The following is a 26,735-nucleotide window of genomic DNA, read 5'->3' as shown; positions in this document are numbered from 1 at the left end:
CCCATTACCGCGACGAACCTGTGCCCCCCCACCGGCCGCCCCATTTACCCGCTCTCATGGCACCCCGACACAATTACCCCGGGGGGCATTTGGGGGGGGGGGGGGGGGGGGGGGGGGGCGGGGGGGGGGCGCCCCCCACGGCCCGGAGTGTTCTGTGGGCGTCGTGGGTGGGCGCCCTGACCGGATGCCGGGTGCGGGCTCGTCCCGGTTTCGGTGATTGGAGCATCCGGGGCGCCCGGGGGCCGGGGCCCGCCGTTGCCTTCGGACGGTTCGCTCGGGCTGGGCTTGGTGGCGGCTCCGCGCCCTCGTGACGTGGGGCGGTGCCGGGCTGCGGGCGCGTCAGGGGCGTCGGAGAACCCCGTTGAGGTGGCTCACGGACATCGGGGCCGTAGGTCTCCGGCCTGGGCGGGGTCTGTGAGCCGCCTCAATGTCACCGGCTGGGCGGCGACGGCGCGGCTTGGCCCCCCCCCCGGGCCCCCTCCATGCTCCATCGCCGAAGGCGCGACGAAAGCCGCGCCTTCGGGATCAGAGTTCGCTGTTCGCGGCAGCGGCGACGAAGTCGCCGAAGGCGGCGGGGGAGAGGAGCAGGACGGGACCGTCGGGGTTCTTGGAGTCGCGGACGGCGACCCGGCCGGGTATCTCGGCGACCTCCACGCAATTGCCTATGTCGCTGCTGTGGCTGGACTTGCGCCACTCAGGGCTGCGATCCATAGCGTTCCTCCATTACGTGGGCGATCAGATCTGCCGAGTCCTGGATGGACAGAGCGGCGGCCTGAAGGTGAGCGTAACGGAGCGTGCGGGCGGTGATGTCCTGCGGATTTGCGGTCAAGTAACCGGCCTCGTAGTCCTCGTTGAAGGCGAGATCCGGTCCCTTCTCAAAGCGGAACAATGTGAACGCGCCCGGGAAGCCGACATGTGCTCCGGCCGAGTAGGGCAACACCTGGATGTTCACCCAGTCCTGGTCGCGGAAGGTCAACAGGTGGGCCAGTTGGTTCCACATCACCTCTGGGCCGCCGACCGCTTGGTGCAGTGCTGCCTCGCCGAGAATCACCCACGTCAGCAGCGGGTTCTCTCGCAGCAGGACACGCTGTCGGTCCATGCGGTGCGCCAGCCGGGAGTCAAGGCTGTCCTTGTCGAGCACGCCGATCACCGCTCGTGCGTAGTCCTTGGTCTGCAGCAAGCCGTTCACCACGTTCGGCTCGAAGAAGTACGCCTGGGCTGCCTCGGCTTCCAGGTCCGCGTACTGCTGGTCCTGCAGAGGTACCCGAAAGCACAACGCCATCTCCAGCAGCCGCAGCAGCGCGCCGCCCGTATTCAGCACGTCGTCCAACTGCATCGTGAAGCGCCGGGTCGGAATCTTCCGCGCCGTCTCGTACTGACCGATCAGCGAGCCCGTGCAGTACACCTTCCCGCCCAACTGATCCTGCGTGAGCCCGGCGGCCTCCCTATATCGGCGCAGCTCCGCGCCAAGGTGATGCATCGGAGACGTAGTCGGGTCCAGCTTTCGGATGTTCGGCATGACGGCCCCCAACAACCAGCACGTTGTGTTCGTGAGGTAGCCCACAGTAATCGTCCGGATCCACCCTTGTGGCGTGAACGAAGACATTGCGTACCCACCGCCCCACTACCACCTGACCTTCACCACGCTGTCCGCGCACGCGGCCTGCCACATCCGCCGTATCGTCCGTACGTTCCTCGCCATGTGGGACATGCCGCACCTGGCCGAGCCCGCCGGGCTGGCCGTGACCGAGCTGCTGGCGAACGTGATCAAGCACGTGCCCGGTGCGAGCTGCACCGTGCTGCTCCTGGCGCAGGAGGGGAAGCTGCGGGTCGAGGTCGGCGACGCCTCGCCGGTCGTACCCGTGCGGCGCGCGGCAGGACCGTGGGACGAGAACGGGCGCGGGCTGGCGATGGTGGAGTTGATCACGGACGCGTGGGGCGTGGAACGGCACCAGGGCCGACCAGGGAAGAAGGTGTGGTTCGAGCTCAAAGCGTGAGGCGGGGCGTCTCACAGCTTGGGCGGCGAGCTGGGCACGGAGGAAGACCCCGTAACCTAGTCCGGGTGACCGTGAACGCTGAATCCCACGCCGGTGGCCACACCTGGCAGTCCCTTCCCGCGGCGCAGCAGCCTGACTGGCCGGACCAAGAGGCTCTGCGCGATGTGATCGCTGAGCTCGAGGCCTATCCGCCGCTCGTCTTCGCGGGCGAGTGCGACCAGCTGCGGCACCGCCTGGGGGCCGTGGCCCGGGGCGAGGCGTTTCTGCTGCAGGGCGGCGACTGCGCCGAGGCCTTCGACGGCGTGAGCGCCGACCACATCCGTAACAAGCTGAAGACGCTCCTCCAGATGGGCGCCGTGCTGACCTACGCCGGGTCCGTCCCGGTGGTGAAGGTCGGGCGGATCGCCGGCCAGTACAGCAAGCCGCGCTCGAAGCCGACCGAGACCCGCGACGGGGTGACCCTGCCCACGTACCGCGGGGACTCGGTCAACGGTTTCGAGTTCACGGAGAAGGCGCGGATCCCGGATCCGCAGCGGCTGAAGCGGATGTACCAGGCGTCGGCCTCCACGCTGAACCTGGTCCGCGCCTTCACCACCGGCGGCTACGCCGATCTGCGGCAGGTGCACGCCTGGAACCAGGACTTCGTGAAGTCGTCCCCTTCGGGGCAGCGCTACGAGGCGCTGGCGCGCGAGATCGACCGGGCGATGAACTTCATGAACGCCTGCGGGGTGGACCCGGAGGAGTTCAAGACCGTCGAGTTCTTCTCGTCGCACGAGGCGCTGATCCTGGCCTACGAGTCGGCGATGACCCGCACCGACTCGCGGACCGGCGACCTGTACGACGTGTCCGGCCACATGGTGTGGATCGGCGAGCGCACCCGGCAGCTGGACGGGGCGCACATCGAGTTCGCGTCGAAGGTCCGTAACCCGGTCGGCGTGAAGCTGGGCCCGACGACCACGCCCGAAGAGGCGCTGACGCTGATCGACAAGATCGACCCGGACCGCGAGCCGGGCCGCCTCACCTTCATCACGCGGATGGGCGCGGACAAGGTCCGCGACAAGCTGCCGCACCTGGTGGAGAAGGTCACCGCGTCCGGCGCGCAGGTCGCGTGGGTCTGCGACCCGATGCACGGCAACACCTTCGAGGCCGCGTCGGGCCACAAGACGCGCCGCTTCGACGATGTGCTGGACGAGGTCAAGGGCTTCTTCGAGGTCCACAAGGAGCTGGGCACCCACCCGGGCGGCATCCATGTGGAGCTGACCGGTGACGACGTCACGGAGTGCGTGGGCGGCGGCGACGAGATCTTCGTCGACGATCTGCACCAGCGCTACGAGACGGCCTGCGACCCCCGGCTGAACCGCAGCCAGTCGCTGGACCTGGCGTTCCTGGTCGCGGAGATGTACCGGGACCAGTAGAGATCATCCATACGCAGGTGGGGCGCGGATCACATCGATCCGCGCCCCACGCCGTTGTAAGGCTCCGGCTTGGAAGGTAAGGTTAGGGTTACCTTATTGATCAACGCTGGAGAGTCTGCCCGTGTACGTCTGCTCATGCTTCGGCATCACCGAGAAGCAGGTGCGCGAGCACGCCGCCACGGGCGCGTGCACGCCGCGCCAGATCGCCGGTGCCTGCAAGGCGGGCACGGACTGCGGTTCCTGCGTACGCAAGATCCAGGCGCTGCTGGGTCGGGGCGCGTGCCCGCGCCGCGACGCCCCGCTCGAGCCCGTCGCGCTGTCTGCCGCCGCGGCGGCCACAGGGGTCGAGGCCGCCGAGGCCGCGTAGCCCGCCCGGCCGCTCAGCTGCTCGGCTGCTCGATCTGCTGGGCGATGTAGAGCGCCTCACCCAGCTTCTCGATCAGCTGGAGCTGGGTGTCGAGGTAGTCGATGTGCTCCTCCTCGTCGGCGAGGATGCTCTCGAAGATGTTGGCCGAGGTGATGTCGCCCTTGTTCCGCATCAGCTCGATGCCGCGCTTGAGGCGGTCGATGGCCTCGACCTCCACCTGGCGGTCGGCCTGGAACATCTCGGTGATCGTCTGGCCCACGCGTACGTGGAAGAGCCGCTGATAATTGGGGAGCCCGTCGAGAAGCAGGATGCGGTCGGTGAGCATCTCCGCGTGCTTCATCTCATCGAAAGACTCCGACCGGGTGTATGCGGCAAGCCGGGTCCAGCCAAAGTTGTCCTGCATCTTCGAATGCAGAAAATACTGATTGATGGCCGTCAGCTCACCGGTCAGCTGCTCGTTGAGGAATTCCAGAACCTCGGGGTCGCCCTGCATCGAAGGGGCTCCTTCCCATCTGAAGGGGGGAATGCCAGGTTCCGGCATCGTTGCATCGCCGCAGCTGGGGCGTCCAGCAAGGGCACGCTTAGTGCGAGTTGCCCCGGCGCCGCCCGCCCTGGTCCCGACCACCCCCGGCGGGGTGAGAGCATGGAGTCCATGGGTCAGTCGGAGTACCGTGAGGGAGAGCTTGCGCAGCTGCCTCCTGGTCAGCGACTGCAGCGCGGATGGCCGGTTACGCACTACGGGCCGGTCCCGAAATTCCGGCCGGACCGCTGGGAGTTCCGTGTCTTCGGCGCGACCGCGGACGGGGAGAAGCACTGCTGGACGCATGAAGAGTTCTCCGCTCTGCCCTACTCCACGGTCGTCGCCGATCTGCACTGCGTCACCAAGTTCTCCATGCTGGGCGCGGAATGGGGCGGCGTCGCGGCGAGCGAGATCATCAAGCTCGCGCCGCCGGCGCCCGGCGTCACGCACGTCATGGTGTGGGCGGAGTACGGATTCAGCTCGAATTTGCGGCTGGCGGACTTCATGACCGAGGCGACCATGTTCGCCACCCACAAGGACGGCGAGCTGCTGACCGCCGAGCACGGGTTCCCGCTGCGGCTGATCGTCCCGCATCTGTACGCCTGGAAGGGCCCGAAGTGGGTCCGCGGTGTCGAATACATGACCGCGGACCGGCGTGGCTTCTGGGAAGAGCGCGGCTACCACAACATCGGCGACCCCTGGCGCGAGCAGCGCTATACGTACCAGGAGGAGCCGGGCGACGGCCCCGAGCTGTAGAGAGTCCGCCTCTCTGCCTCATCGGGACGGGCTAATTGGTACGGGCGGACCAGCCCTCGGGGAGGGCGCCGGGCGCCGTCGCGATGACCGACTCGTCGTCCGTGCCGACGTGCTCGAAGAGGGTGATCCTGGCGAACTCCGGGACGACGTAGACCGGGTACGTCGGGCCCTGGTCGCGGTAGGCGCGCATCGCGTCGAGGTGGTCGTTCTGGAAGCAGACGGTGCGTTCGCCGTGCTCCTCGACCCAGTGCGGGAAGAAGATCACGCCGTGCAGGCGGCGCTTGCGCGGCATGACGTTCACCGAGACCGAGGTGCCGGTGGGCTCGTTCCAGGAGATCTTGAAGCTGTCGTCGTCCAGCTGCACCAGGTCGACGTGCTGGTCCTTGACCCAGCGGCCGCCGACCATGCCGGAGTGGATGCGGTAGTCGATGGTGTGGTCGTTCTTCACGTACATCTCGTACTGCCAGCCGTTGGCGTACGTGTAGACGAAGCGGTGGCCGACGATCCCGGAGAGGTCCTGCGGGGGGACGGGGTTGGCGACGGTGGTCATGGTCTGCCTCCTCGGGGTGGATGGGTCTTGGGTCGGCCGACCATTCAATTTTGCAACAAAACTGTTTTGTGTCAAAACTATGAGCCCCGGCAGAATGGGCCCATGGATACCGCGACCGAGTTCGGCCGACTCCTCGGCCCCCTGCGCAGGGCCGTCCTGCGCACCCGCCACACCGCAGGGCTCCCCGAGCTTCCCGAGGCCCAGATCGAGCTGTTGCGGGTGCTCGCCGCGGGCGACGCGACCCCGCGTGAGGTCGCGGCGCGGCTGCGGGTCGCCCCGTCCACCGTCAGCAATCTGGTCCGTACGATGGCCGCCGCCGGCCTGGTCGAGCGCACCCCCTCCACCGTCGACCTGCGCACCGTCAGGCTCGCCGCCTCACCGAAGGCGCTGGACATGCTCGACGCCTACGACCGCACCAGCGCGGCCGCCCTGCGCCGGGCGCTGGACGGCCTCACCCCGGCGAGTCGCGAGGCGCTGGAGCGGGCACTGCCCGCGCTCGACGATCTGCTCGCCGCGCTGGAGGCGGAGACTCCGGGCGAGGGCTGAGTGGGTCGGTTCTCAGTGGTACTGGTGCACCACCGCGTGGCCCTTTCCCCTCCCGATCATCCACTTGTTGACCGGGGTGGTCAGCGTGAAGGCGACCACGAAGGAGAGGGCCAGGCTCAGCCAGAACAGGGCGTCGGAGAGGGTCGCGTCCATCGCGCCCGGGAACAGCAGGATCGTTCCGTTGTCCGCCAGCTCCATGACGATGATGGACACGGTGTCCGCCGCCAGTGCGACGCGTAGCGCGCTCCGCAGGTCGAGTCCGGCACGGAGGACGCCGCGCATCGTGAGCGCGTAGCCGAAGGTGAAGGCGAGCACGATCGCCAGGATCATGGTCGGGACGTTGTGCCAGGCGAGGGCCGTGCCAATGGCCATGCCCAGGATCTCGCCGATGGCGCAGCCGGTGAGGCAGTGCAGGGTGGCCTGGGCGGCCATGCGCCAGGTGGCGGGCCCGTGGCCCCCGTGACCGGCGCCGTGTGCGCCGTGTGTGCCGTGCTCGCCGTGCGTGTGGTGCGTGTCGTGCTCCATGCGATCCATTTCGGACGCCCCAGGGGGTAGTAGCGATCCTTTCGATGGAAGGAACCCTATACCCCTAGGGGGTATTCCTCAATGGTGTTGTTCAGCCATCCCGCAGCGCCTTGAGCCGGGCGATGTCCGCCGCGTGCCCCTCGGTCCCGTCGGTCCCGCCCGGCGTCTCGATCACCAGCGGCACGCCCTGCGTCGCCGGATGCGTGAACAGCTCCCGGAACGGCTCCTCACCGATGTGCCCGGCGCCGATGTTCGCGTGCCGGTCCTTGTGCGCGCCGACCACGTCCTTGGAGTCGTTCGCGTGGATCAGCTTCAGCCGCCCCGTGCCGGTGACGTTTACCAGCTCGTCCAGCGTCTGCTTCATCCCGCCGGGGGCGGCCAGGTCGTGGCCCGCCGCGAACACATGGCAGGTGTCGAGGCAGACGCCGAGCTTCGGGTGCCGGTCCAGCGCCTCGAAGTACGGGCCGAGATCCTCGACCAGCGCGCACAGGGACGTGCCCTGCCCCGCCGTCGGCTCCAGGAGGAGCGGCGGGTCGTCGTCCCGCGTCAGCTCGTCCAGCAGCGGCAGCATCCGCTCCCGCACCTGCGCCATCGCCGTCTTCCGCGCCCGCCCGCCGGTCGCCGAACCGGTGTGCACGACGACCCCCAGCGCCCCGATCTCCCGGCCCCGGCGGAGCGAATGCCGCAGCGAATCGACGGAGCGGTCGGCGGTGGCCTCGGTGTGGGAACCGAAGTTGATCAGGTACGGGGCGTGGATATACACCGGTACGGACTGCTCGGCACACGCGGCCCGGAACGCCTCGTCCTGGGCCGGGGTGCCGGGCGGGGTGGCCCAGCCGCGCGGATTGGCGACGAAGACCTGCACGGTTTCGGCGCCGATGTCCTGCGCGTGCGGGAGGCCGGTGGTGGCGAGGCCACCGGCGACGCGGATGTGGCCGCCGATGGGGTTGCGGCTGCGATTCGTACTCACTCCTCCAGCATCCCAGCCCGCCAGGGCCCTCCGAAGCGCCGGTTACCGGGGCGTCTCCGTCCAGGTGACCGGGAGTTCGTGGACGCCGTAGATGTTCATGTCGGTCCTGAGCCTCACCTCGTCGGCGGGGACGGCGAGCGCGAGGGCCGGGAAGCGGCGCAGCAGTCCGCCGATACCGGCGCGCATCTCGATGCGGGCCAGTTGCTGGCCGAGGCATTGGTGGACGCCGTGGCCGAAGGACAGGTGGCCGCGGGCCTTGCGGTGGATGTCCAGGGTGCCGGGGTTGTCGAAGCGCCGGGGGTCGTGGTTGGCGGCCAGGAGAGAGACAACGACGGTCGAACCCTTACGGATTGTTTCCCCGCCGAGTTCGATGTCCTCCGTGGCGTAGCGGTAGAAGATGTCGGCAACGGACAGGTAGCGCAGGAGTTCCTCGACGGCGTCGGGGAGCAGATCCGGGTCGGCGCGCAGTTCGGCCAGCTGCTCTGGGTGCTCCAGGAGCGCGAAGGTGCCGAGACCCAGCATGTTGGCGGTGGTCTCGTGACCCGCGAGCAGCAGCAGGAAGGCGGCGCCGGTCAGCTCCTCGATGCTGAGGTCGTCATCGCGGGCCAGGTCGGACAGCAGGTCCTCGCCGGGTTCGGCGCGCTTGCGCGTGACCAGTTCGGACAGGTACGCGGTCATCGCGCCGAACGCGGCCATCTTCTTCTCGAGCGTCTGGTCCTTGACCATGATCTTGGCGGAGTTGACCTGGAAGGTGTCCCGGTCCGCGTAGGGGACACCGAGCATTTCGCAGATCACCAGCGAGGGCACCGGCAGCGCGAACTCCTTGACCAGGTCGACCGGCGGGGTCAGGCGCGCCAGCTCGTCCAGTTGCCGCTCGGTGATCTCGACGATGTGCTCTTCGAGTAATTTCATGCGCTTGACGGTGAAGGCGCCGGTGAGCTTGCGCCGCAGCCGGGTGTGGTCCGGCGGGTCCATGGAGATGAACAGGCCCGGCTGCTGCGGGATCGGCTCGGTGAGGACGGGCATGCCGGTGATCTCGTACGGCACGTGAGGAATGCTCATGTCCCGGCGGGAGCTGAACCGGGTGTCGGCCATGAGCCGGCGGACCGCGTCGTAGCCGGTGACGAGCCAGCCCTCATGACCGTCGGGGAAGATCATGGGGCTGACGGGGCGGGCCTCGCGCAGCCGGGTGATCCGGCGGGGCGGGTCGAAGGGGCCCGCGTCGCGCTCCAGGGGGAGGCCCTGCGGGATGGGAACCGTTCGACTCATCGGAATCCTTCCGTGGCGGTCGTTGTGGTCACATTCCCCGATGGGCCTGACAAACGACTGACACGGCTCTGATCCCGGCCACGGCGACCCCAGCCCCGAAGGGGCACCTCCCAGCCCCGGGGCGCAGCCACGGATCGGGGAGGGGCGGGGTGGGGAACAAACACCGCCGGCGCTAGAAGACGCCGCCCTTCACCGTGATCGTGATCTCGCTCCCCTTCGGCGCCTTGTCGCCGCCGGACACCGACTGGTCCTTGATCGTGTCGCCCGGGAACAGCAGCGGCTTGTCGACGTTCACCGTGAAGCCCAGGTCTTCCAGCTGCTGCTTCGCGTCGTCGATGTTGTCGCCCGTGACATCCGGGACCTCGATCATCTGCCGGCCCTTGGAGAGGGTGAGGGTCACCGTGTCGCCCTTGGCGCCCTTGGATCCCTCCTTCGGGGACTGCTCGGCGATCGTGCCCTTGTCCTCGTCCGAGAACACCCCGCCCTCGGCGATCTTGACCTTGAAGCCCGCGTCGCTCAGCTCGGACCGGGCATCGGACGGGTCGTCGCCGATGACATCCGGGATGTCGATGCTCTCGCCCATGCTGACCACGATGTCGACGGGCGTGTCGGGTCGGCGGACGGCATCCGGGCCGGGGGTGGTGCGGAGCACCGAGTTCTGCGGAGTCTCGTCGCTGAACTTGCGGGTCACGGTGCCCACCTTCAGCCCCGCGTCGGCGATCTTCTGCTTGGCCTCGGTGAGCGGCCGGCCCACGACATTGGGCACCTCGGCCCGCGGCGGCCCCTGGGACACGTGGATGGTGACGGTGCCGGTGGAGCGGATGCGCTCGCCGACGCCGGGCTTGGAGCTGATGACCTTGTTCTTGTCCACGACATCGCTGTAGTCCTGGACGACCTTGACGTCCAGACCGGCGTCGCGCAGCTTCTTCTCCGCGTCCGGCTGGGTCATCTTCAGCACGGACGGGACGTTGGTGAACTGCCCGGCGCTGATGTACCAGACCCCGGCGCCGATGCCGAGGGCCAGCAGCACGGCGGCGACGATCGTCACCACGCCGCGGCGCGGCAGATGGCGGCGCTGCCGCGGCTGGGGCGGGTCCGGGGGGAGTTCCAGGCGGCTGGTGTGGTGCAGCTCGTCCTGCTGAGGGGAAGCGGCCGGGCGCGGGATCACCGACGTACGGTCCTCGGAGCCGTCGCCGAGCGCCTCCTCGTGGGCCTGCGGCGGTATGGCGTCCAGCTGGGCGTCGGTGAGGGCGGCGCGCGCCGTACGGACCTGGCCGAGGAGCGCGACGGCGTCGTCGGGGCGGAGCGCCACATCGCGGGCGGTGGCGGAGGCGACCAGCGCGTCCAGCCCCGGCGCGACCTCGGGCGCGGCGGCGGACGGGGGCGGTACGTCCTCGTGCAGATGCTGGTAGAGGACCTGCGCGGGGGTCGAGCCGCCGTGCGGCTTGGAGCCGGTGAGCATCTCGTACAGGACCACGCCGCACGCGTAGACGTCGGCGCGGGTGTCGGCCGTACCGTGCTCGATCTGCTCGGGCGCGAGGTAGGACACGGTGCCCAGGACGGATCCCGTGGAGGCGCTGGTGTTGGTGTCCACGGCCCTGACCAGGCCGAAGTCGGCGACCTTGACCCGGCCGTCGTCGCCGATCAGGACGTTCTCCGGCTTCATGTCGCGGTGGACGAAGCCCGCGCGGTGGGCGGCGCCGAGGGCGGCCAGGACCGGTTCCAGGATGTCCAGGGCGGCGCGGGGCTGGAGGGCGCCGCGCTCGCGCAGGACGTCGCGCAGGGTGCACCCGGCGACGTACTCCATGGCCAGGTAGACGTGCGCGCCGTCGGTGCCCTGGTCGTAGACGCCGACCACGTTGGCGTGCGCGAGTCTGGCGACGGACTTGGCCTCGCGGATGAAGCGGTCCACGAAGGCGGCGTCCGAGGCGAGGCTCTGGTGCATCACCTTCAGGGCGAGGACGCGGTCGAGCCGGGTGTCGACGGCCCGGTAGACCGTCGCCATCCCGCCCACGGCGATGCGCGCCTCGACGCGGTAGCGGCCGTCGAGCACCTGCCCGACAAGGGGGTCCTGGAGCGTCGTATCCACGAGAACGCAGTCTACGAGTCGTCAGGGGCGCGTTGGTCCGGTGCCCACATGTCCGGTACGGACTGCGACAGAACGGTGACCTCGGTCTCAGTTGTGCGAGGCGGCGGCCAGGGCGGCCAGCTCCTCACACGCGGAGGTCCAGGCCAGGGCGGCGTACTCGGCGTGCTTGGCCTTGGCCTCGTCGGGGAGGTCGAGCGCGCGGATGCCGGTCTCGGCGAGGCGGAGGCGGGTCCCCGCCCCCTCCGGGGAGAGCGTGAACTCGACCACGGTGGACTGGCCGGGGGAGAGCGGGGCGCGGTCGGGGGCGTGGGCCAGCCGGAAGCGGAACAGGACGTCGGGCACCGCCCGCTCGACCCGGCCGTGGAACTCCCCGTACTCGTCCCAGCGGAAGCGGAGGGTGCCGCCGGGGCGCGGATCGATCTCGCAGCCGCCGGGGGCGTACCAGGTGCGGATGTGCTCCGGCGTGGTCAGCACCCGCCAGACGCGGTCGGCGGGGGCGGCGATGTACATCTCACGCTCGATCCGGTCGGCCACGGTCACGGTCACGGCGACCACCTCCGCTTCCACGGTATGCCGGTCCGTTTTCGTCCGTTACGCGAACTTCATCCGTTACGCGAACGCGGGCCGCTCCGGGTCGAGGGCGGCCAGGCCCTCGGCCGGGGACGACGCCTCGGCGAAGTGGCGGCGGGGGATGCGGCCGGCCCGGTGCGCGAGCCGCCCCGCGGCGACCGCGTGCCGCATCGCCCCGGCCATCAGCACCGGCTCCTGGGCCCGCGTCACGGCAGAGGCCAGCATGACCGCCGCGCAGCCCAGCTCCATTGCCAGCGCGGCGTCGGACGCCGTGCCCGCGCCCGCGTCGAGGATCACGGGGACCCCGGCGCGCTCGGTGATCAGCTGGAAATTGTGCGGGTTGCGGATGCCGAGGCCGGAGCCGATCGGCGAGCCCAGCGGCATGATCGCGGCGCAGCCGACCTCCTCCAGCTTCCGGGCCAGCACCGGATCGTCGTTGGTGTACGGCAGGACCGTGAAGCCGTCGTCCACCAGGGTCTCGGCGGCGTCCAGCGTCTCGATGGGGTCGGGGAGCAGGGTGCGTTCGTCGGCGACGACCTCCAGCTTCACCCAGTCCGTGCCCAGCGCCTCGCGGGCGAGCCGGGCGGTCAGCACGGCCTCCCCGGCGGTGAAGCAGCCCGCGGTGTTGGGGAGGGGGCGGATGCCGTGCCGGTTCAGTACGGACAGCACCGAGCCCTGCACCGTGGGGTCCAGGCGGCGCATCGCGACCGTGGTCAGCTCGGTGCCGGAGGCGATCAGCGAGCGCTCCATGACGTCCAGGCTGGGCGCGCCGCCGGTGCCCATGATCAGGCGGGAGCCGAAGGTCGTACCGGCGATGGTGAGCGGATCGGCGTCGGTGAGGACCTGATCCAGTGTGGTCGGCTGCGACGTTGTGGCGTGAGACATGGGGTTCAGCCTCCTTGGACCGCGGTGAGGACCTCGACGCGATCGCCGTCGCCGAGCGGGGTCGCGGGCCACTGGCCGCGCGGGACGACCGTCTCGTTGACGGCCGCGGCGACGCCCGAGGGCGCCTGGGTGAGGGTCGCGACGACCCCGTCGAGGGTGGTGCCGTCGGGCAGCTCGCGGGGCTCGCCGTTCACAGTGACGGTCATGCGGTGTGCTCCTGTATCGACGCTGCCTGTGCTGCTGTGGTGAGTGGCGTGGTCCCCGCGAAGCGCCGCGGGGAGAACGGCCGCGCCTCGGGCGGGAGTTCGCCGCTCGTCAGCGCCTCGGCCATGACATCGCCGGTGATCGGGGTGAGCAGGACGCCGTTGCGGTAGTGGCCGGTGGCCAGCTGGAGGCCCGGCAGCTCGGTCGGGCCGAGCAGCGGGGCGTTGTCGGGGGAGCCGGGGCGCAGCCCGGCGCGGGTCTCGACGAGCGGCAGTTCGGTGATGCCGGGCACCAGCTCGTGCGCGTCGCGCAGCAGCTCGTACACCCCGCCCGCGGTGACCGTGGTGTCCCAGCCCAGCTCCTCCGTGGTCGCGCCGACGACCAGCTCGCCGTTCTCGCGCGGGACGAGGTAGACGTGCCCGCCGCGCACCACGGCCCGCACGGTCCGGGACAGGAAGGGCGCGTACGGGCCGGGCACCGACAGCCGCAGGACCTGGCCCTTGACGGGACGTACGGGCGGCAGGACCTCCTCGGGGACGCCCGGGAGCCGCCCGCTGAGGCTGCCCGCGGCCAGCACGGTCTGCCCGGCCGCCAGCCGCGTGCGCGCATCGTCGGCCAGCTCGGCCCCGGCGGCGCGGTCGCCGTCCAGCAGCAGCCGCTCCGCGCGGGCGCGGTGGAGGACCACCCCGGCGCGCTCGCACGCCGCCAGCAGCGCCGCCGCCAGCCGCCGCGGGTCGATCTGGTGGTCGCCATCGACGCGCAGGCCGCCGCGTACGCCCGGCGCGAGCATCGGCTCCAGGCGCCGGCATTCGCGCCCCGTCAGCCACTGCGCGTCCAGCCCGAGCCGCTGCTGGAAGGCGTGCAGCTCGCGCAGATGGGCGCGGTCATCCGCGTCGAGCGCGACGGAGAGCGTGCCGCAGGTGCGGAAGCCCAGGTCATGGCCGCTCGCCTGCTCCAGCTCCGCCACGAACGACGGATAGCGGCGCGCCGAGGCCAGGTTCAGCCCGAGCAGGGTCTGCTCGCCGTAGTGCAGCTCGGTGACGGCCGCCAGCATCCCGGCCGCGACCTGCGCGGCCCCGCCGCCGGGCGCCGGGTCGACGACGGCGGTGCGCAGGCCCCGCTGGGCCGCCCGCCAGGCCGTGACCAGGCCGATGATGCCGCCGCCGATGACGAGGACGTCGTACGGCGCGTCGCCTGGGGATGCTGCGCGTGGTGTGTGTGGTGGTGTGTGCATGGGCTGGTCGCCCCCTCCCTTCGCCGGCATGACCCGGATCAGGTTCGTACGGTCGGAGGCCGCGCCAGCCTCCCTCTCAGCCCGGTGCGCCCGGGCTCCCGCGAGTGCTCTGTCCCGCCACCCTAGTACGCGCCCCGAATCGCCCGGAAGGGAGCGCCCCGGGCCGGGCCGGGCACAGGCCGTACGGCACGCCCGGCGGTCCCCCGCGGCCCGCCGGTCGGCCCGTCGGGCTGTGCCCGAGATCTCGTCGTGCGCTCTCCGGTCCGCCCCACCTGCCGCAATACAGTGATCGTGTGAGCGATGAGACGACGAAGACGATGGCGTCCTCGGCGGGTGGCGGTGGACAGCGGGTGGTGATCGTCGGCGCGGGCATGGCGGGGGTGCAGACCGCCGTCGCGCTGCGGGAGCAGGGCTGGACCGGGGAGATCCTGCTGCTGGGCGCCGAGCCCCATCAGCCGTACGACCGGCCGCCGCTGTCCAAGGCCGTGCTGCTGGGCAAGGCCGAAGGGTCCGCGTTGGACGTGGACTTCGCAGCGCTCGGCATCGAGCTGCGGCTCGGCGTCCCCGTGACCGGGCTGGACACGGCCGGGCGGACGGTCGGGACCGGGTCCGGGCCGATCCCGTACGACGTCCTGGTGATCGCCACCGGCGCCGAGCCGATCGCCCTGCCTGGCAGCGAGGGCGTACCGGGCGTCCACCTCCTGCGCACGCTGGACGACGCCGAACGGCTGCGCCCGGTGCTCGCCGCGCAGCAGGAGATCGTGGTGGTCGGGGCGGGCTGGATCGGCGCGGAGTTCGCGACCGCGGCCCGCGAGGCGGGCTGCGCGGTGACGGTCGTCGAGGCCGCGGACCGGCCGCTGGCGGGCGCCCTCCCGGCGGAGGTCGCCGCCCACATGACCGGCTGGTACGCGGACTACGGCGCCACCCTGGTCACCGGCGCCCGGGTGACCGCGCTCGACCGGCACGGACTGCAGCTCGGCGACGGCACCCGGCTGCGGGCCGGTGCGGTCGTCATCGGCATCGGCGCCCGGCCCGCGACCGGCTGGCTGGCCGGTTCGGGCGTCGCACTCGCCGAGGACCGGTCCGTCGTCGCCGACGAGGGACTGCGCACCTCGGTGCCGGACGTGTACGCGGTCGGCGACTGCGCGTCCTTCCCCTCCGCCCGCTACGGGACCCGGCTGCTGGTGCACCACTGGGACAACGCGCTCCAGGGGCCGCGGACGGTCGCCGCCAATGTGGTGGGCAGCCGGACCGCGCACTTCCCCGGCCAGGTCTACGACCCGGTGCCCTACTTCTGGTCCGAGCAGTTCGGGCGGTTCGTGCAGTACGCCGGACACCACTCGGACGCCGACGAACTGGTCTGGCGGGGCGACCCGGACGGCGCCGCCTGGTCGGTGTGCTGGCTGCGGGACGGGGCGCTGGTCGCCCTGCTGGCCGTCGGCCGTCCGCGCGATCTGGCCCAGGGCCGCAAGCTGATCGAACGCGGCGCGCGGCTGGACCGGACCCGGGCCACGGATCCGTCGGTGCCGCTGAAGTCGGCCGTTCTGTGACCCTCCGGTACCCCCGCTGAGCAGGGGTGCGGGGCCCGGCGGGACCGGCGGGCCCCGCACCCGGCGGTCCGCACGGCCGACGCCCGGCTACCCACTGTCAGTCCCAGATGGCAGGCTTGTCCTGTGACCGAGATTGACGCAAAGATCGATGCTCTCGTCCCCGCCTGGCTCACTCTCCCCGACATCGCCGACCGGCTCGGCGTCGAGGTGACGCGCGTGAGGCAGCTGGTCAAGGAGGGCCAGCTGATCGCGGTGCGCCGTGGCGAGAACCGGGTGCTCCAGGTGCCCGAGGACTTCATCGGTGACGGAAAGGTCGTCAAGGGCCTCGTGGGGACCTTGACACTGCTCAAGGACGACGGCTTCAGTGACGAGGAGATGCTGGAGTGGCTCTTCACTCCTGATCCGAGCCTGCCGGGCACCCCGGCCCAGGCGCTGCGCGAGAATCGCGGCACGGAAGTGAAGCGGCGCGCGCAGGCGCTCGCCGTCTGACGCCGCCCGCCGATTCCCGAACCACCACCTGGCGTGCGGGCCGGGGCCCAAGGCACCCCCGGCCCGTGCGCCGCACGACCCCGGGGGGAAAGCCACCCATGACCGCACGCGAGCAGCTGGCCGACGCCCGCCTCTACCTGTGCACCGACGCGCGCAAGCGCCAGGGCGACCTGCCGGAGTTCCTGGACGCCGTGCTGGCGGCCGGTGTGGACATCGTCCAGCTGCGGGAGAAGGGCATGGAGGCCGCCGAGGAGCTGGACCACCTCGCCGTCTTCGCCGACGCCTGCCGCCGCCACGGCAAGCTGCTCGCCGTCAACGACCGGGCGGACGTCGCCCACGCCGCCGGTGCCGGCGTGCTCCACCTGGGCCAGGGCGACCTGCCGGTCCCGGCGGCGCGCGCCATCCTCGGCGACGGCCCGGTGATCGGGCGCTCCACCCACGCGGAGGCCGAGGTCGACGCGGCCCTCGCCGAGCCCGGCGTGGACTACTTCTGCACCGGCCCCTGCTGGCCCACCCCCACCAAGCCGGGCCGCCACGCCCCCGGCCTCTCCCTGGTCCGTCACGCGGCCGCCCGGCGCCCCGGCCGGCCCTGGTTCGCGATCGGCGGCATCGACGCGTCGAACCTGGACGAGGTGCTGGAGGCGGGAGCGCGCCGGGTCGTCGTGGTGCGGGCCATCACCGAGGCCGCGGATCCGGCGGCGGCAGCGGAATCCCTGGCGAAGCGTGTACGAGCGGCAGATGGCCAGAACGTGTCGGATCCGGGCCCGGCGTGATCATCCTGTCCGCATTGCGGACAGGAGCCCGGCAAAACCCCCATAACCACGTCGCCGGGTGGGCGTCGGCCACCCGGCTGGCTAACCTTCCGGTTATGGCCCTAGGTACCGCTTCCACCAGGACTGATCGAGCCCTTACCGTGCGTGACCTGCTCGCTTCGGGTGAGCAGTCGTATTCCTTTGAATTCTTCGCCCCCAAAACGGACAAGGGCGAGCACACGCTGTGGAACGCCATCCGCCGGCTGGAGGCAGTCTCACCGACCTTCGTCTCCGTGACGTACGGCGCCGGCGGCTCCTCCCGTGAGGGCACCGTCCGTGCCACCGAGCGCATAGCGACCGAAACCACCCTCACCCCCGTCGCCCACCTGACCGCGGTCAACCACTCCCTCGCCGACTTGCGCAACATCATCGGCCAGTACGCCGGTGCCGGGATCCGGAACATGCTCGCCCTGCGTGGCGACCCGCCCGGCGACCCGATGGCGGAGTGGGTCAGACACCCCGAGGGCATCACCTACGCCGCCGAGCTGGTCCGCATGATCAAGGAGGCGGGAGACTTCTGCGTCGGCGTCGCCGCCTTCCCCGAGATGCATCCGCGCTCGACGGACTGGGACACCGACATCCGTCACTTCGTCGACAAGTGCCGCGCGGGCGCCGACTTCGCGATCACGCAGATGTTCTTCTACCCGGAGGACTATCTGCGGCTGCGCGACCGGGTCGCGGCCTCGGGCTGTACGACGCCGATCATCCCTGAGATCATGCCGGTCACAAACGTCAGGCAGATCGAGAGGTTCGCGCAGCTCAGCAACGCCGCCTTCCCGCCGGAGCTGGCCGAACGCATCCTGGCGGTCAAGGACGACGCGGCGGCTGTACGCTCGATCGGGATCGACTACGCGACGGAGCTGTGCGCGCGGTTGATGGCCGAGGAGATCCCCGGGCTTCACTTCATTACCCTGAACCACTCCACGGCGACGCTGGAAATCTACAAGAATCTGGGACTGCACCAGCGGTCCTGATACGGCGGCCGACGGGCAGCCGCACTGAGAGGGGCGGGCATGGGCTGGACGGTCCTCTACATCGCTTTCGGCGTCGTGGCGCTGTGGCTCTTGGGAGAGGTACTGCTGCAGTACAAGGCGCGGCTGCGCTGGCGGCTGCTTGCCTTCGTCGGCTTTCTGGGCGTCGTCGTCGGGGTGCTGATCCCCTCGGTGGTGGTGATCGCGATCGGCGCGATCGCCTTCGCGATCGGCCAGACCTACGTCACGCTCTCCTTCCGCCAAGGCTTCGAGAGGGGCTGGGCGCTGGACGGCGTACCCGGGCTGCCGGGGCTGGGCCGCGGACGCGAGCGCGGCCCGGCGCCGGACGATCCGGAGCCCGAGCCGATGCTCCAGGTGTCGGACCTGGAGGACGTCCCGGTCTCGCGGCCGGAGCCGCCCACCTACCGGCCGGAGCCGATGCCGGACGACACCAGCGAGTACGGCGTCTACGAGGAGCCGTCCCCGTTCACCCCCGCCTCCGGCGCCTACACGGACCCGAACGCCGGGTACAGCCCGTACGAGACGTACGCCGGGTACGCCTCGCAGGACGGCCAGGGCGTTCCGGGTCAGGGCTACGGTGACGTGGGCTACGGCCAGGGCGGTCAGGGCCAGGACGGGTACGCGGACGCCGGGCAGTACGGCTACCAGGACCAGGCGTACGCGGCCTACCACCAGGACCCGTACGCCGCTTCCTACGACCAGCAGCAGTACGACCAGCAGGCGTACGCGCAAGCGCAGTACGCCGATCCGTACGCGGGCTACCAGCAGGACCCGTACGCCGCCGGTGGGTACGGCGGGGACCACTACGCGGCGGACGCCTCGTACGACTCGCCGCAGCAGCAGTACGCCCCGGGCGCCGACGCGATGGAGCCGGGCGGCCCCTGGGTCCCGCAGCAGCGCGAGGGCGACACCCCGCCCGGCCAGCAGGACCAGCCGCCGTACCCGTACCAGCAGCAGGGCTTCCAGCAGGGATACGACGAGCAGTACCGCTTCTGACGCGCGTTCCGACGCGGGCTCTGACGCGGGCGGGTTCTGACCGAGGGCGGGGTCCGGCGGCGGGCGGGTCCGGCGCGGCCTACTGTGAGCCGCGCCAGTCCTGGCCCTCGACGATCAGGCCCGCCACCAGCGCGCCCGACATTCCGGCGTGGGCCAGCCCGCCGCCCGGGTGGGACCAGCCGCCCGCCAGATAGAGGCCCGGGAGCCGGGTGACGTTGGCCGGGCGCAGATACCTGCCCTCGGCACCGGCCAGCGCCGGGCCGGGCACGGAGCCGCCCGCGACACCGGTGTCGGCGGCGGTGTCGCGGGGGGTGCGGACCTCGCGCCACAGGATCCGGTCCCGCAGCCCCGGTATGGCCGCTTCGGCGGCCGTGATCAGCCGGTCCGCGCCCTGCGCGACGGCCTCCCCGTCGGCCCAGTCGACCGGCCCGTGCGGGGCGACGACCGCGCTGAGGGTGACGGCCTCGTGGCCGTCGTCGGGGCGGGTCGCGGGATCGTCCGGGCGCAGGACGGTCACCGTCGGGCGCGGACAGCTGGGATTGCGTTCGCCGAAGACGGCGGTCAGCTCCGCCTCGCGGTCCGGGGTGTGCACCACGGTCCGGTGCACCGCGTCCCCCGGGCGGCCGCCGCGCAGCGCCAGGAAGACGCTGAGCCGGCCGGCCGGACCTCCGCCGGGCCCCGGCCCGGGCCGCACGTCCTCGCCCTCCCGCCACGGCTCCTGGCCGCCGAGCAGGGCGGGCAGCAGCGCCGGGTCGATGTCCGAGACCACCGTGTCCGCCTCGGCGACCGTGCCGTCGGCCAACTCGACGCCCGCCGCCCGGCCGTCCTTCTCGACGATGCCGGTGACCTCCGCCTCGAAGCGGAACTCCACCTTTCGCTTGCCGCAGCGCTCGTACAGCGCGTCGGCGAGCGCCCGCATGCCGCCGCCGACGTACCAGGTGCCGAAGGTCTGCTCCACATAGGGCAGCACGGTGGCGCTCGCGGGGGCGGTGCGCGGGTCCAGGCCATGGGCGAGCGCATGGCTCTCCAGCAGGGCGGCGGCGCGCGGATCCGCCAGCTCGCGCCGCGCCACCTCGGCCAGGGTGGGCACCCGCGGATGGCCACCGCCGCGCCCGAAGAGCCCGCCGAACCGGCCACGCCGCGCGGGGGCGGCCGCCGGATACGGATCGCTGCCCAGCACCCGCCAGTCGGTGCGCAGCGGCTCCTCCAGCAGCGGCCTGCGAGTGGCGTCCCACACCTCGCGCGCCCGGTTGACCAGATCGCTCCAGCGCTCGCCCGCGCCCGCGCCGAAGGCGCCGTCCAGCGCCTGGACCACCCCGGCGCGCGAGGCGTTGGGCAGCAGGACGTCCGTGCCGTCGGCGAAGAGGTGCCGTACCGCCGGGTCGACCTGGGTGAGCCGGACGGTCTGCTCCAGGGTCTCCTTGCCGGTCTTCACGAACAGGTCCCGGTAGACGGCGGGCAGCCGCAGAAGACCCGGGCCCGTATCGAAACGGAACCCGTCCTTCTCGAACAGCCCGACCCCGCCGCCATGGGTCCGCCCGCGCTCGTACACCACCACCCGGTGGCCCGCGACGGCCAGCCGGGCGGCGGCCGCCATGGCGCCCATGCCGGCGCCGATCACCGCAATCCGTGCCATGCCAGTGACTTTATCCGGCCCCACCGACAGCCCCGCGCCCGTCCCCGGGCGAACCCTGGGCATGTGCGCGCCGACTGAGTACCCGTACTCAGTCGGCGAGATGAGTAGGCGCGCGGATGGGCGGCCGCCCCCGCGAACGAGAGAGTGGAGCACACGGAAGGACGCGGACCGGACCGCCGACACGGGGCGGCGGAACGGAACGGTGCCCTTCCGGACGGGGGAGCCGCCGGGGAATCCGCCCCGGGGGCTCTCACGGGGGAAGACGGGGGAAGTACGGGGGAAACGGGGGAAGTACGGGGGGAGGCGCTGTTCCGAGGCGGGTCGATGGGGGTCGAACCGCTCCGGAACAGCGCCTTCTGTTTCGTGCGGGCGACCGCTGTGCGGCAGCCGCTGTTCGGCGCTGCCGCGCGGCGGCGTCAGCCCGAAGCCGGAGCCTCCTTGACCAGGGCTCCGCCCACCCGCCCCTGCAACAGCCGGGACAGGGCGGCGTGGACATCGTCCAGCGACCGCTCCGGCTGGTAGGACTGCCAGTCGAGTGCGGCCACCAGCACCATCCCGAACAGTGCCGAGGCGGTCAGCGGGATGTCGATGTCGTCGCTCAGCTCCCGCGCCGCCACCCCGGCCCGCAGCTCGGTCTCGATGACCGCTATGGCCTGCTGCCTGACCATCATCAGGGTCGACTGCCAGGCTCGGTTGGTGCGCCACAGCTCGGCCACGTACAGCTGGGTCAGGGCCGGATAGCGGGAGATGAAGTGCAGACCGGCCCGGACCATGGCGTCCAGCGCGTCCACATGGCTGCCGCCGCGCTCGGCGTTCTCGTCGGCTGCGCTCTGGAGCGAGGCCGTCAGCAGTTCGACGCCGTGCCGCAGCAGCTCCTCGAAGAGCACGGTCTTCGACGCGAAGTTGTAGTACACCGTGCCTTTGGCCACCCCCGCCCGCTCGGCGATCTCGTCCACGGTGGTGGACGAGAAGCCCTGTTCGGCGATGAGGGTGACCGCTGCCTCGAAGAGTTTCTGCCGGGTGCCCTGGCGGCGCGTGCTGCTGCTGTCCATGGCGTCGATTCTGCCCGCTGCCGGAGTGGTCCCGCTCACAGGGCGCTCACAGACCCGGCGCTCATAGGGACAGCTCGGGGTGCAGCCGGTCGACCGACCATACCTGCCTGCGCCGCGCCGACCACGCGGTGAGCGCGAGCGCGGCCGCGCCGAAGCCGCACAGCACCCCGCACGCGACCCACACCGGGCCGAGCCCGCCGCCCGTGATGAGCCGCCGCAGCCCGTCCACGACGTAGCTCATCGGCAGGAAGGGGTGGATGGCGTTGAAGAACCGGGGGCTGGTCTGCACCGGATAGGTGCCGCCCGCCGAGGTCAGCTGGAGCATCAGCAGCGCCAGCACGAGGATCCGCCCGGCCGGTCCGAAGCGGGCGTTCAGCCACTGCACGATCGCCGCGAAACAGGCGGCCACCAGCATCAGGAAGCCGATCGTGCCCGCGGCCCGCACCATCTGCAGCCCCACCGCCCAGTGCAGCACGGCCATCAGCGCCGCCGTCTGGAGCGCGCCGATCGCGGCGACGGGCAGCCATCCGGCGACCGCGACGCGCCAGGAGGAGGCTCCGGCGGCGACCGCCCGGCCGTTGAGCGGCGGGATCAGCATGTAGGCCACCATCGCACCGACCCACAGGGACAGCGGGATGAAGTACGGCGCGAAACCGGTGCCGTAGTTGGGTGCCTTGTGCAGCGCGTGGTTGACGAGCTGGACGGGGTCGGCCATCACTCCCGTACGGGCGTCCCGGTCGTGCTTGTCGTACGCGGGGATCTGCTGGGCACCGTCGTGCAGCCCGCCGGAGAGCGTGCCGGAGCCGTCGGCCAGCTTGACCAGTCCGCCCTTCAGGGAGGTCGCCCCGGTGCGCAGCTCGCCGACGCCGCTGTCGAGGGTGGACGCCGCGCCGTGGGCGGTGGTCAGCCCGGTGTGCAGCTTGCCCGCGCCCTTGGCGACCTTGTGCGCGCCGGAGTTGAGGGCGTTGACCTTCTTGACCGCGGAGTCGAGGTCGGTGCCCAGGTGCGGGGCCTTGTCCGCGAGCAGAAGCGCCTTGTCGTGCAGATCGTTCAAGTCGTCCGTGAGGGTGTCGAGTTGCCCGGTGTTGTCCTTGACGAGCTGGTTGACGTCCTCGGCCACATCGGCGGCGCGGTCGGCCGCCCCTACCGCCTTCTTCAGCGCCGGGCAGTCGGGGGTGGTGGTGACGGGCCCCTCGCAGCGGGTCCGGTAGTCGGCGGCGAGTTCGTCGGACGCCTGACGGGCGTCGGTGGCGGCGGTGGAGGCCGCCTCGGGGAGGTCGTCCATGGTGTCGGACGCCCGCTGGGAGGCGTCCGCGACCAGCCGGGCGACGTCGCCGATCTCCTTGCCGTGCTTCTTGAGGAACGGACCGGCCTTTGCCGATACGTCGTTCACCGTGTCCGCCAGGGTCTGGGTGCCGTCGGCGACACCGCCCGCGCCCGTGTCCAGCGTCCCGGCGCCCTTGTTGAGCTTGCGCAGCCCGGACGTCAGGCCGTGGGTGCCCTTCTTCGCCGTGCCCAGGCCCTTGGCGAGGTCACCCGCGGCCGTCCTGGCCTTGCCGATGCCCCGGCCCAGCTCGTCGGCGCCCTTGGCGGCCTTCTCGGTCCGGCCGTGGATGTCCGCGAAGGAGACGAAGATGTTGTCGTAGAAGCCCCGGGACGCCTTGGTGGAGGCCGCCGCGCGCACCTCGGAGAAGACGCTGCGGGAGATCTGGCCGACGATGTAGTTGTTGGCGTCGTTGGTGCGCACCTTGAGGGCGCCGGTCTCCGGGCTCCCGCCGGAGCTGGAGGCGATCCGCTTGCTGAAGTCCTCGGGCACGGTCAGCGACAGGTAGTACGTGCCGTTCTCGACGCCCTCGCGCGCCTCGGCGGCGCTGGTGCGGTGCCAGTCGAAGCTCTTGCTGCTGCCGAGCAGCCGTTCGGTGAGGTCGTCGCCCGCGGTGAGGTGCTTGCCCTTCACGGTGGCGCCGCTGTCGGAGTCGACGAGCGCCACCGGGATCTTGTCGAGCTTGCCGTACGGATCCCAGAAGGACCACAGATAGAGCGCGCCGTACAACAGGGGCAGCAGGAGCAGGGCGGCGAGCGCCGCCCGGGGCAGCTTTCCCCTGCCGAACCGCTTCAGCTCAAGCGCGGCCAGTTTCGGCGAGCGCATCCGCCGCCCCCTCCTCGTCGTCGTGCTCGTCGTCGCGCCCATCGTCGTGTTCGCCGTCGTCCCGGGGCTCCATGACGGTCGAGACCACCACGGCACCCTCCGGGGCCTGGCTGCACACCGCGAGGACCGTGACGCCGCTCTCCGCGATCCCCCGCAGCAGCGCCCAGGCCCGCTCGCGCGCGGCGTCCGAGAGCTTCAGGTCGGTGTCGTCCACGGCCAGCAGCCGCGGCCGGGAGACCAGCGCGAGCGCCACCGACAGCCGCAGCGCCTCCAGCCGTTCCAGGTCCCGTACGGCCGTACGGGACCCCTTGGGCAGCGCCTCCAGGTCGAGCCCCGCCGCCGTGAGGGCCGCCTCGATCGCGGCCCGGGAGGCGGCGGCGCGCTCCCGGCGCGGCCGCAGCAGCCCGCGCGGCGAGTCCCCGAACCGGCGCTGGAGCAGGGCCCGCTCGCGCAGATGCTCGGCGACCGTCAGCGCCGGTTCGAGTTCGCTGACGCCGGGCACATGGGCGAGCGCGCTGATCCGGCGAATACGCCGCATCTGCCGGGGCACCCGGAAGCCGCCGACGGCGGCCTCCCCGGCGGTGGGGCGCATCCGGCCGGTGAGGGTGAGCAGCAGGCAGGTGCGGCCGGAGCCCGAGGGACCCTCGACCGCGATCAGCGCGCCGGGGTCAGCGGTGACGTCGACCTCGCGATACGCCCAGCCGTGTGAGCCCTTGACGCCGAGTCCGCCGGCCGTCACCGCCGCTCCGGCGCCCCTGTCCGGGGTGCCCGTCACGAGAACCACTCCCTGTGTGAATCATCAACTTTTTGCACTGACCAGTCAGTTCAATTCAGTATGCGGCATCGCGGGGTGACGGCCGCGTCGGGGCCGGGTCAGAGGGGAAAATCGCAGGTCAGGGCCGATTGTCAGTGGTGTGTCCCACGATGGATCCATACGGTGGCCGCTCCGTCACACGACCGGGCCACCACGCGACGACAGGAGGTTCGTCATGGCCAGTACCGCCGCAGAGCGCCGACACCGTGCCGCCGCCCCTGCCTCTACCCCTGCCCCTGCCCCCGCCCCTTCGCCGACCGGCCCCGCGAGCGACGTCCACCCCGTTCTGCGCCGCTCCGCGGCCCCGCCCGCCGCACTCGACCTGCTCACCCAGGCCCACCAGGGGCTGGAGGAGGCCGCCGCGCTGGAGACCGCGAACGAGCGATTTGCCACCGCACATCTGGCGGCCCTGCGCACGGCGGCCGCCGTGCTCGCCGTGCGGGGCCGCCCCGAGACCACCGCCCGGCGCCGCGCCCGGATCCGCAGCACCTGGGACGTGCTGCCGGAGGTCGCCCCCGAACTGACCGAGTGGAGCGCCCTGTTCGCCGCCGGCGCCGAGCGCCGGGCCCGCGCCGAGGCCGGTATACGGGGCGCGGCCGGCTGCCGGGACGCGGACGATCTGCTGCGCGCCGCCGCCATGTTCCTGCGGCTGGTCGAGCGGATGCTCGTGCTCCAGCCCACGCTGCCCCGGCAGGCCCCGTCGGCGGACGGGGAGCCGGGTCGCTGAAACCACCGCGGGACCGGCCCGGGCTCCGGAGGCAATAGGCTGGTAGCGACGTCAGTAACCCGTCGTCGCCGCCCCCGCGGCGACGGCACCGCGCCGAGGAGCCACCCGCCGTGTCAGACCCGCAGCGCCCCCGTGCGTCCCTCCGTACCGCCGTGGTGTGGGAGGTACTGAAAGACGCCCTGGAACGGCGGGCCAAGGCCGCGGGCGGGGCGGCAGCGGGGGCCGAGGGGGCCGCGCACGGGGTGCTCGACGTGCTCGACACCGGGGGCGGCAGCGGCAACTTCGCCGTGCCGGTCGCCCGGCTGGGTCACCGCGTCACGGTCGTCGACCCCAGCCCCAACGCGCTGTTCGCGCTGGAGCGGCGGGCCGCCGAGGCCGGGGTCGCCGACCGGGTGCGCGGCGTCCAGGGTGACGCCCACGGCCTGTTCGACGTGGTCGAGCGCGGTGGCTACGACGTGGTCCTGTGCCATGGCGTGCTGGAGTACGTGGACGACCCCGCCGAGGGCCTGCGGAACGCGGCGGACGCGCTGCGCCCGGCCGGCACCCTCAGCGTGCTCGCCGCGGGGCTGGGCGGCGCCGTGCTCGCGCGTGCCCTGGCCGGACACTTCACCGAGGCTCGGCAAGCGCTTACCGGCCCGGACGGCCGCTGGGGCGACGGCGACCCCGTGCCGCGCCGCTTCACCGCCGACCAGCTGTCCGGGCTGGTGGCCGCGGCCGGGCTGGAAATCGCCGCCGTGCACGGCGTACGGGTTTTCGCCGATCTGGTTCCCGGAGTGCTCGTCGACACCGAGCCCGGCGCCCTCGACGCGCTGCTGCGCCTGGAGGAGGCCGCCGCCGAGCTGCCCGCCTTCCACTCGGTCGCCACCCAGCTGCACGTCCTCGCGGAGCGCGACTGACGACCCCGCCGATCCCTCCCCGCCCCGTGACGGACGGCGCAGGTGGAGTAGGCCACAGGGCACCCGCTCGGCCTTCCGGCCCCGTATGATCGGGGTACACCGTCCGGCATGGCGAATCGGCGGGAGGGGAATGGACGTCTCAGCGTCAACTTTCGTCACGCACGTAACGGTGGGCGAATTGGCGCTGAGGGGCGGGTTTCACGGGGGCGATTCCCTGCCTATCCTGAAAGGGTCGCACCCCGGTCGCCCCCCGCGACCGACGAGTAGGAGGACTCCGTGCCGCTCTCGGAGCACGAGCAGCGCATGCTCGAGCAAATGGAGCGAGCGTTGTACGCCGAAGATCCCAAGTTCGCGACAACGCTTGAGGGAAGCGGCCTGCGCACGTACACCCGGCGACGGGTCTACCAGGCGGTCGCGGGATTTCTGGTCGGCATCGCGCTCCTGATGGTCGGAGTGATCGTTCCGCAGATCTGGATCAGCGTGGTGGGCTTCCTCATCATGCTGGGGTGTGCGGTGCTCGCCGTGACGGGCTGGCGCAAGGCGCCCAAGCCGGGCGAGGCGCAGCGGGCGGGTGGGGCCGGGCCGCCCCGCCGTCAGGGCCGTCAGCGCCGCTCGATGATGGACCGGATCGAGGAGCGGTGGCAGCGCCGCCGCGACGAGCAGGGCCACTGAGAACTCATGGGTGAGGGGCGGTCGCCATCGGCGACCGCCCCTCACCCATGTCG

The 26,735-nt window shown here is 71.6% G+C and carries 29 protein-coding genes and 1 riboswitch; of the genes, 13 read left to right on the top strand and 16 right to left on the bottom strand.

The genetic code is table 11. The features are described from left to right. Positions 1-525: 525 nt before the first annotated feature. Both ACH4SI_RS29675 and ACH4SI_RS29670 read right to left on the bottom strand, forming a co-directional pair. The gene (locus tag ACH4SI_RS29675) at positions 526-711 is read right to left on the bottom strand and encodes a DUF397 domain-containing protein (RefSeq protein ID WP_398300921.1); all 186 of its coding nucleotides are present in this window, start codon (positions 709-711) and stop codon (positions 526-528) included. Continuing rightward, complete coding sequence (locus ACH4SI_RS29670) at positions 695-1,480, bottom strand: helix-turn-helix domain-containing protein (RefSeq protein WP_398300919.1); 786 nt, start codon at positions 1,478-1,480, stop codon at positions 695-697. Before ACH4SI_RS29670 ends, ACH4SI_RS29675 begins: the two co-directional genes overlap by 17 nt. Before the next feature lie 112 nt (positions 1,481-1,592). Between ACH4SI_RS29670 and ACH4SI_RS29665 the strand changes: the two genes are divergently transcribed. The 3 genes from ACH4SI_RS29665 (at position 1,593) to ACH4SI_RS29655 (ending at position 3,779) form a co-directional block, all read left to right on the top strand. Continuing rightward, the gene (locus ACH4SI_RS29665; RefSeq protein WP_398300917.1) at positions 1,593-1,997 is read left to right on the top strand and encodes an ATP-binding protein; all 405 of its coding nucleotides are present in this window, start codon (positions 1,593-1,595) and stop codon (positions 1,995-1,997) included. A 65-nt stretch (positions 1,998-2,062) separates the two neighbouring features. After that, positions 2,063-3,412 carry a class II 3-deoxy-7-phosphoheptulonate synthase gene (locus tag ACH4SI_RS29660; RefSeq protein ID WP_398300915.1) on the top strand — a complete coding sequence of 450 codons (1,350 nt, stop codon included), beginning with the start codon at positions 2,063-2,065 and terminating at the stop codon, positions 3,410-3,412. 121 nt (positions 3,413-3,533) lie between these two features. Further along, a complete protein-coding gene (locus ACH4SI_RS29655; protein WP_398300913.1) occupies positions 3,534-3,779 on the top strand; it encodes a bacterioferritin-associated ferredoxin in 246 nt (81 codons plus the stop codon). Positions 3,780-3,792: 13 nt separating this feature from the next. Here ACH4SI_RS29655 and bfr read toward each other — a convergent pair whose 3' ends face one another. Further along, entirely contained in the window at positions 3,793-4,272 is a 480-nt protein-coding gene (bfr, locus tag ACH4SI_RS29650) for a bacterioferritin (RefSeq protein ID WP_398300911.1), read from the bottom strand. Between the two features lie 159 nt (positions 4,273-4,431). On the opposite strand from bfr, the gene ACH4SI_RS29645 reads away from it, so the two are divergent. Then, entirely contained in the window at positions 4,432-5,055 is a 624-nt protein-coding gene (locus ACH4SI_RS29645; RefSeq protein WP_398300909.1) for a sulfite oxidase-like oxidoreductase, read from the top strand. Positions 5,056-5,086: 31 nt separating this feature from the next. On the opposite strand, the gene ACH4SI_RS29640 is transcribed toward ACH4SI_RS29645, so the two are convergent. Beyond that, positions 5,087-5,605 carry a phenolic acid decarboxylase gene (locus ACH4SI_RS29640; protein WP_398300904.1) on the bottom strand — a complete coding sequence of 173 codons (519 nt, stop codon included), beginning with the start codon at positions 5,603-5,605 and terminating at the stop codon, positions 5,087-5,089. Between the two features lie 102 nt (positions 5,606-5,707). Here ACH4SI_RS29640 and ACH4SI_RS29635 point away from each other — a divergent pair, with 102 nt between their 5' ends. After that, positions 5,708-6,151: a MarR family winged helix-turn-helix transcriptional regulator gene (locus ACH4SI_RS29635; RefSeq protein ID WP_398300902.1), complete on the top strand. Its 444-nt coding sequence runs from the start codon at positions 5,708-5,710 to the stop codon at positions 6,149-6,151. Positions 6,152-6,163: 12 nt separating this feature from the next. On the opposite strand, the gene ACH4SI_RS29630 is transcribed toward ACH4SI_RS29635, so the two are convergent. The 8 genes from ACH4SI_RS29630 to thiO form a co-directional block, all read right to left on the bottom strand. Beyond that, the gene (locus ACH4SI_RS29630; protein ID WP_398300900.1) at positions 6,164-6,676 is read right to left on the bottom strand and encodes a DUF4396 domain-containing protein; all 513 of its coding nucleotides are present in this window, start codon (positions 6,674-6,676) and stop codon (positions 6,164-6,166) included. Between the two features lie 91 nt (positions 6,677-6,767). Then, positions 6,768-7,646: a deoxyribonuclease IV gene (locus ACH4SI_RS29625; RefSeq protein WP_398300898.1), complete on the bottom strand. Its 879-nt coding sequence runs from the start codon at positions 7,644-7,646 to the stop codon at positions 6,768-6,770. 42 nt (positions 7,647-7,688) lie between these two features. Then, positions 7,689-8,915 carry a cytochrome P450 gene (locus ACH4SI_RS29620; RefSeq protein WP_398300896.1) on the bottom strand — a complete coding sequence of 409 codons (1,227 nt, stop codon included), beginning with the start codon at positions 8,913-8,915 and terminating at the stop codon, positions 7,689-7,691. Between the two features lie 172 nt (positions 8,916-9,087). Beyond that, entirely contained in the window at positions 9,088-11,004 is a 1,917-nt protein-coding gene (gene pknB / locus ACH4SI_RS29615) for a Stk1 family PASTA domain-containing Ser/Thr kinase (RefSeq protein ID WP_398300894.1), read from the bottom strand. An 87-nt stretch (positions 11,005-11,091) separates the two neighbouring features. After that, positions 11,092-11,550: an SRPBCC domain-containing protein gene (locus ACH4SI_RS29610; protein ID WP_398300892.1), complete on the bottom strand. Its 459-nt coding sequence runs from the start codon at positions 11,548-11,550 to the stop codon at positions 11,092-11,094. Between the two features lie 63 nt (positions 11,551-11,613). Further along, on the bottom strand, positions 11,614-12,459 hold the full coding sequence (locus ACH4SI_RS29605) for a thiazole synthase (RefSeq protein ID WP_398300890.1): 846 nt from the start codon (positions 12,457-12,459) through the stop codon (positions 11,614-11,616). Positions 12,460-12,464: 5 nt separating this feature from the next. After that, entirely contained in the window at positions 12,465-12,665 is a 201-nt protein-coding gene (gene thiS / locus ACH4SI_RS29600) for a sulfur carrier protein ThiS (protein WP_123106968.1), read from the bottom strand. Then, positions 12,662-13,897 (bottom strand): glycine oxidase ThiO, encoded by a 1,236-nt coding sequence (thiO, locus tag ACH4SI_RS29595; RefSeq protein WP_398300887.1) that lies wholly within the window; start codon positions 13,895-13,897, stop codon positions 12,662-12,664. Before thiO ends, thiS begins: the two co-directional genes overlap by 4 nt. Then, positions 13,896-14,009: riboswitch (TPP riboswitch) on the bottom strand. It overlaps the preceding gene by 2 nt. A 205-nt stretch (positions 14,010-14,214) precedes the next feature. Between thiO and ACH4SI_RS29590 the strand changes: the two genes are divergently transcribed. The 5 genes from ACH4SI_RS29590 to ACH4SI_RS29570 all read left to right on the top strand — a co-directional run bounded on the left by ACH4SI_RS29590 (position 14,215) and on the right by ACH4SI_RS29570 (position 18,736). Next, positions 14,215-15,447, top strand: coding sequence for an NAD(P)/FAD-dependent oxidoreductase (locus tag ACH4SI_RS29590; protein WP_398300962.1), 1,233 nt, complete (start codon positions 14,215-14,217; stop codon positions 15,445-15,447). Between the two features lie 123 nt (positions 15,448-15,570). Then, a complete protein-coding gene (locus ACH4SI_RS29585; protein WP_398300885.1) occupies positions 15,571-15,936 on the top strand; it encodes an Rv2175c family DNA-binding protein in 366 nt (121 codons plus the stop codon). 98 nt (positions 15,937-16,034) lie between these two features. Then, positions 16,035-16,709 carry a thiamine phosphate synthase gene (gene thiE / locus ACH4SI_RS29580; RefSeq protein WP_398300883.1) on the top strand — a complete coding sequence of 225 codons (675 nt, stop codon included), beginning with the start codon at positions 16,035-16,037 and terminating at the stop codon, positions 16,707-16,709. A 95-nt stretch (positions 16,710-16,804) separates the two neighbouring features. Beyond that, positions 16,805-17,722, top strand: a complete 918-nt coding sequence (gene metF / locus ACH4SI_RS29575) for a methylenetetrahydrofolate reductase [NAD(P)H] (protein ID WP_398300881.1) — start codon at positions 16,805-16,807, stop codon at positions 17,720-17,722. A gap of 39 nt (positions 17,723-17,761) precedes the next feature. Next, a complete protein-coding gene (locus tag ACH4SI_RS29570) occupies positions 17,762-18,736 on the top strand; it encodes a hypothetical protein (protein ID WP_398300879.1) in 975 nt (324 codons plus the stop codon). A 79-nt stretch (positions 18,737-18,815) separates the two neighbouring features. Here the strand turns inward: ACH4SI_RS29570 and ACH4SI_RS29565 are convergent, their stop codons facing one another. The 4 genes from ACH4SI_RS29565 to ACH4SI_RS29550 form a co-directional block, all read right to left on the bottom strand. After that, entirely contained in the window at positions 18,816-20,372 is a 1,557-nt protein-coding gene (locus tag ACH4SI_RS29565; protein ID WP_398300877.1) for a phytoene desaturase family protein, read from the bottom strand. 416 nt (positions 20,373-20,788) lie between these two features. Beyond that, positions 20,789-21,424 (bottom strand): TetR/AcrR family transcriptional regulator, encoded by a 636-nt coding sequence (locus ACH4SI_RS29560; protein WP_398300875.1) that lies wholly within the window; start codon positions 21,422-21,424, stop codon positions 20,789-20,791. Between the two features lie 61 nt (positions 21,425-21,485). Beyond that, complete coding sequence (locus ACH4SI_RS29555) at positions 21,486-23,573, bottom strand: YhgE/Pip family protein (RefSeq protein ID WP_398300873.1); 2,088 nt, start codon at positions 23,571-23,573, stop codon at positions 21,486-21,488. After that, on the bottom strand, positions 23,545-24,357 hold the full coding sequence (locus ACH4SI_RS29550) for an ATP-binding cassette domain-containing protein (RefSeq protein ID WP_398300871.1): 813 nt from the start codon (positions 24,355-24,357) through the stop codon (positions 23,545-23,547). The genes ACH4SI_RS29555 and ACH4SI_RS29550 overlap by 29 nt, the downstream gene beginning before the upstream one ends. Before the next feature lie 205 nt (positions 24,358-24,562). Between ACH4SI_RS29550 and ACH4SI_RS29545 the strand changes: the two genes are divergently transcribed. The 3 genes from ACH4SI_RS29545 (at position 24,563) to ACH4SI_RS29535 (ending at position 26,682) form a co-directional block, all read left to right on the top strand. Continuing rightward, positions 24,563-25,114 (top strand): SAV_6107 family HEPN domain-containing protein, encoded by a 552-nt coding sequence (locus ACH4SI_RS29545; RefSeq protein WP_398300869.1) that lies wholly within the window; start codon positions 24,563-24,565, stop codon positions 25,112-25,114. A 110-nt stretch (positions 25,115-25,224) separates the two neighbouring features. Beyond that, positions 25,225-26,010 (top strand): methyltransferase, encoded by a 786-nt coding sequence (locus tag ACH4SI_RS29540; protein ID WP_398300867.1) that lies wholly within the window; start codon positions 25,225-25,227, stop codon positions 26,008-26,010. A 276-nt stretch (positions 26,011-26,286) separates the two neighbouring features. Beyond that, positions 26,287-26,682 (top strand): DUF3040 domain-containing protein, encoded by a 396-nt coding sequence (locus tag ACH4SI_RS29535; protein ID WP_009718649.1) that lies wholly within the window; start codon positions 26,287-26,289, stop codon positions 26,680-26,682. The last annotated feature ends 53 nt before the right edge of the window (positions 26,683-26,735 follow it).

The organism is Streptomyces sp. NPDC021212 (assembly GCF_044332925.1).
Taxonomy (GTDB): Bacteria; Actinomycetota; Actinomycetes; order Streptomycetales; family Streptomycetaceae; genus Streptomyces.
This window is presented reverse-complemented; position numbering and strand designations above follow the sequence as displayed.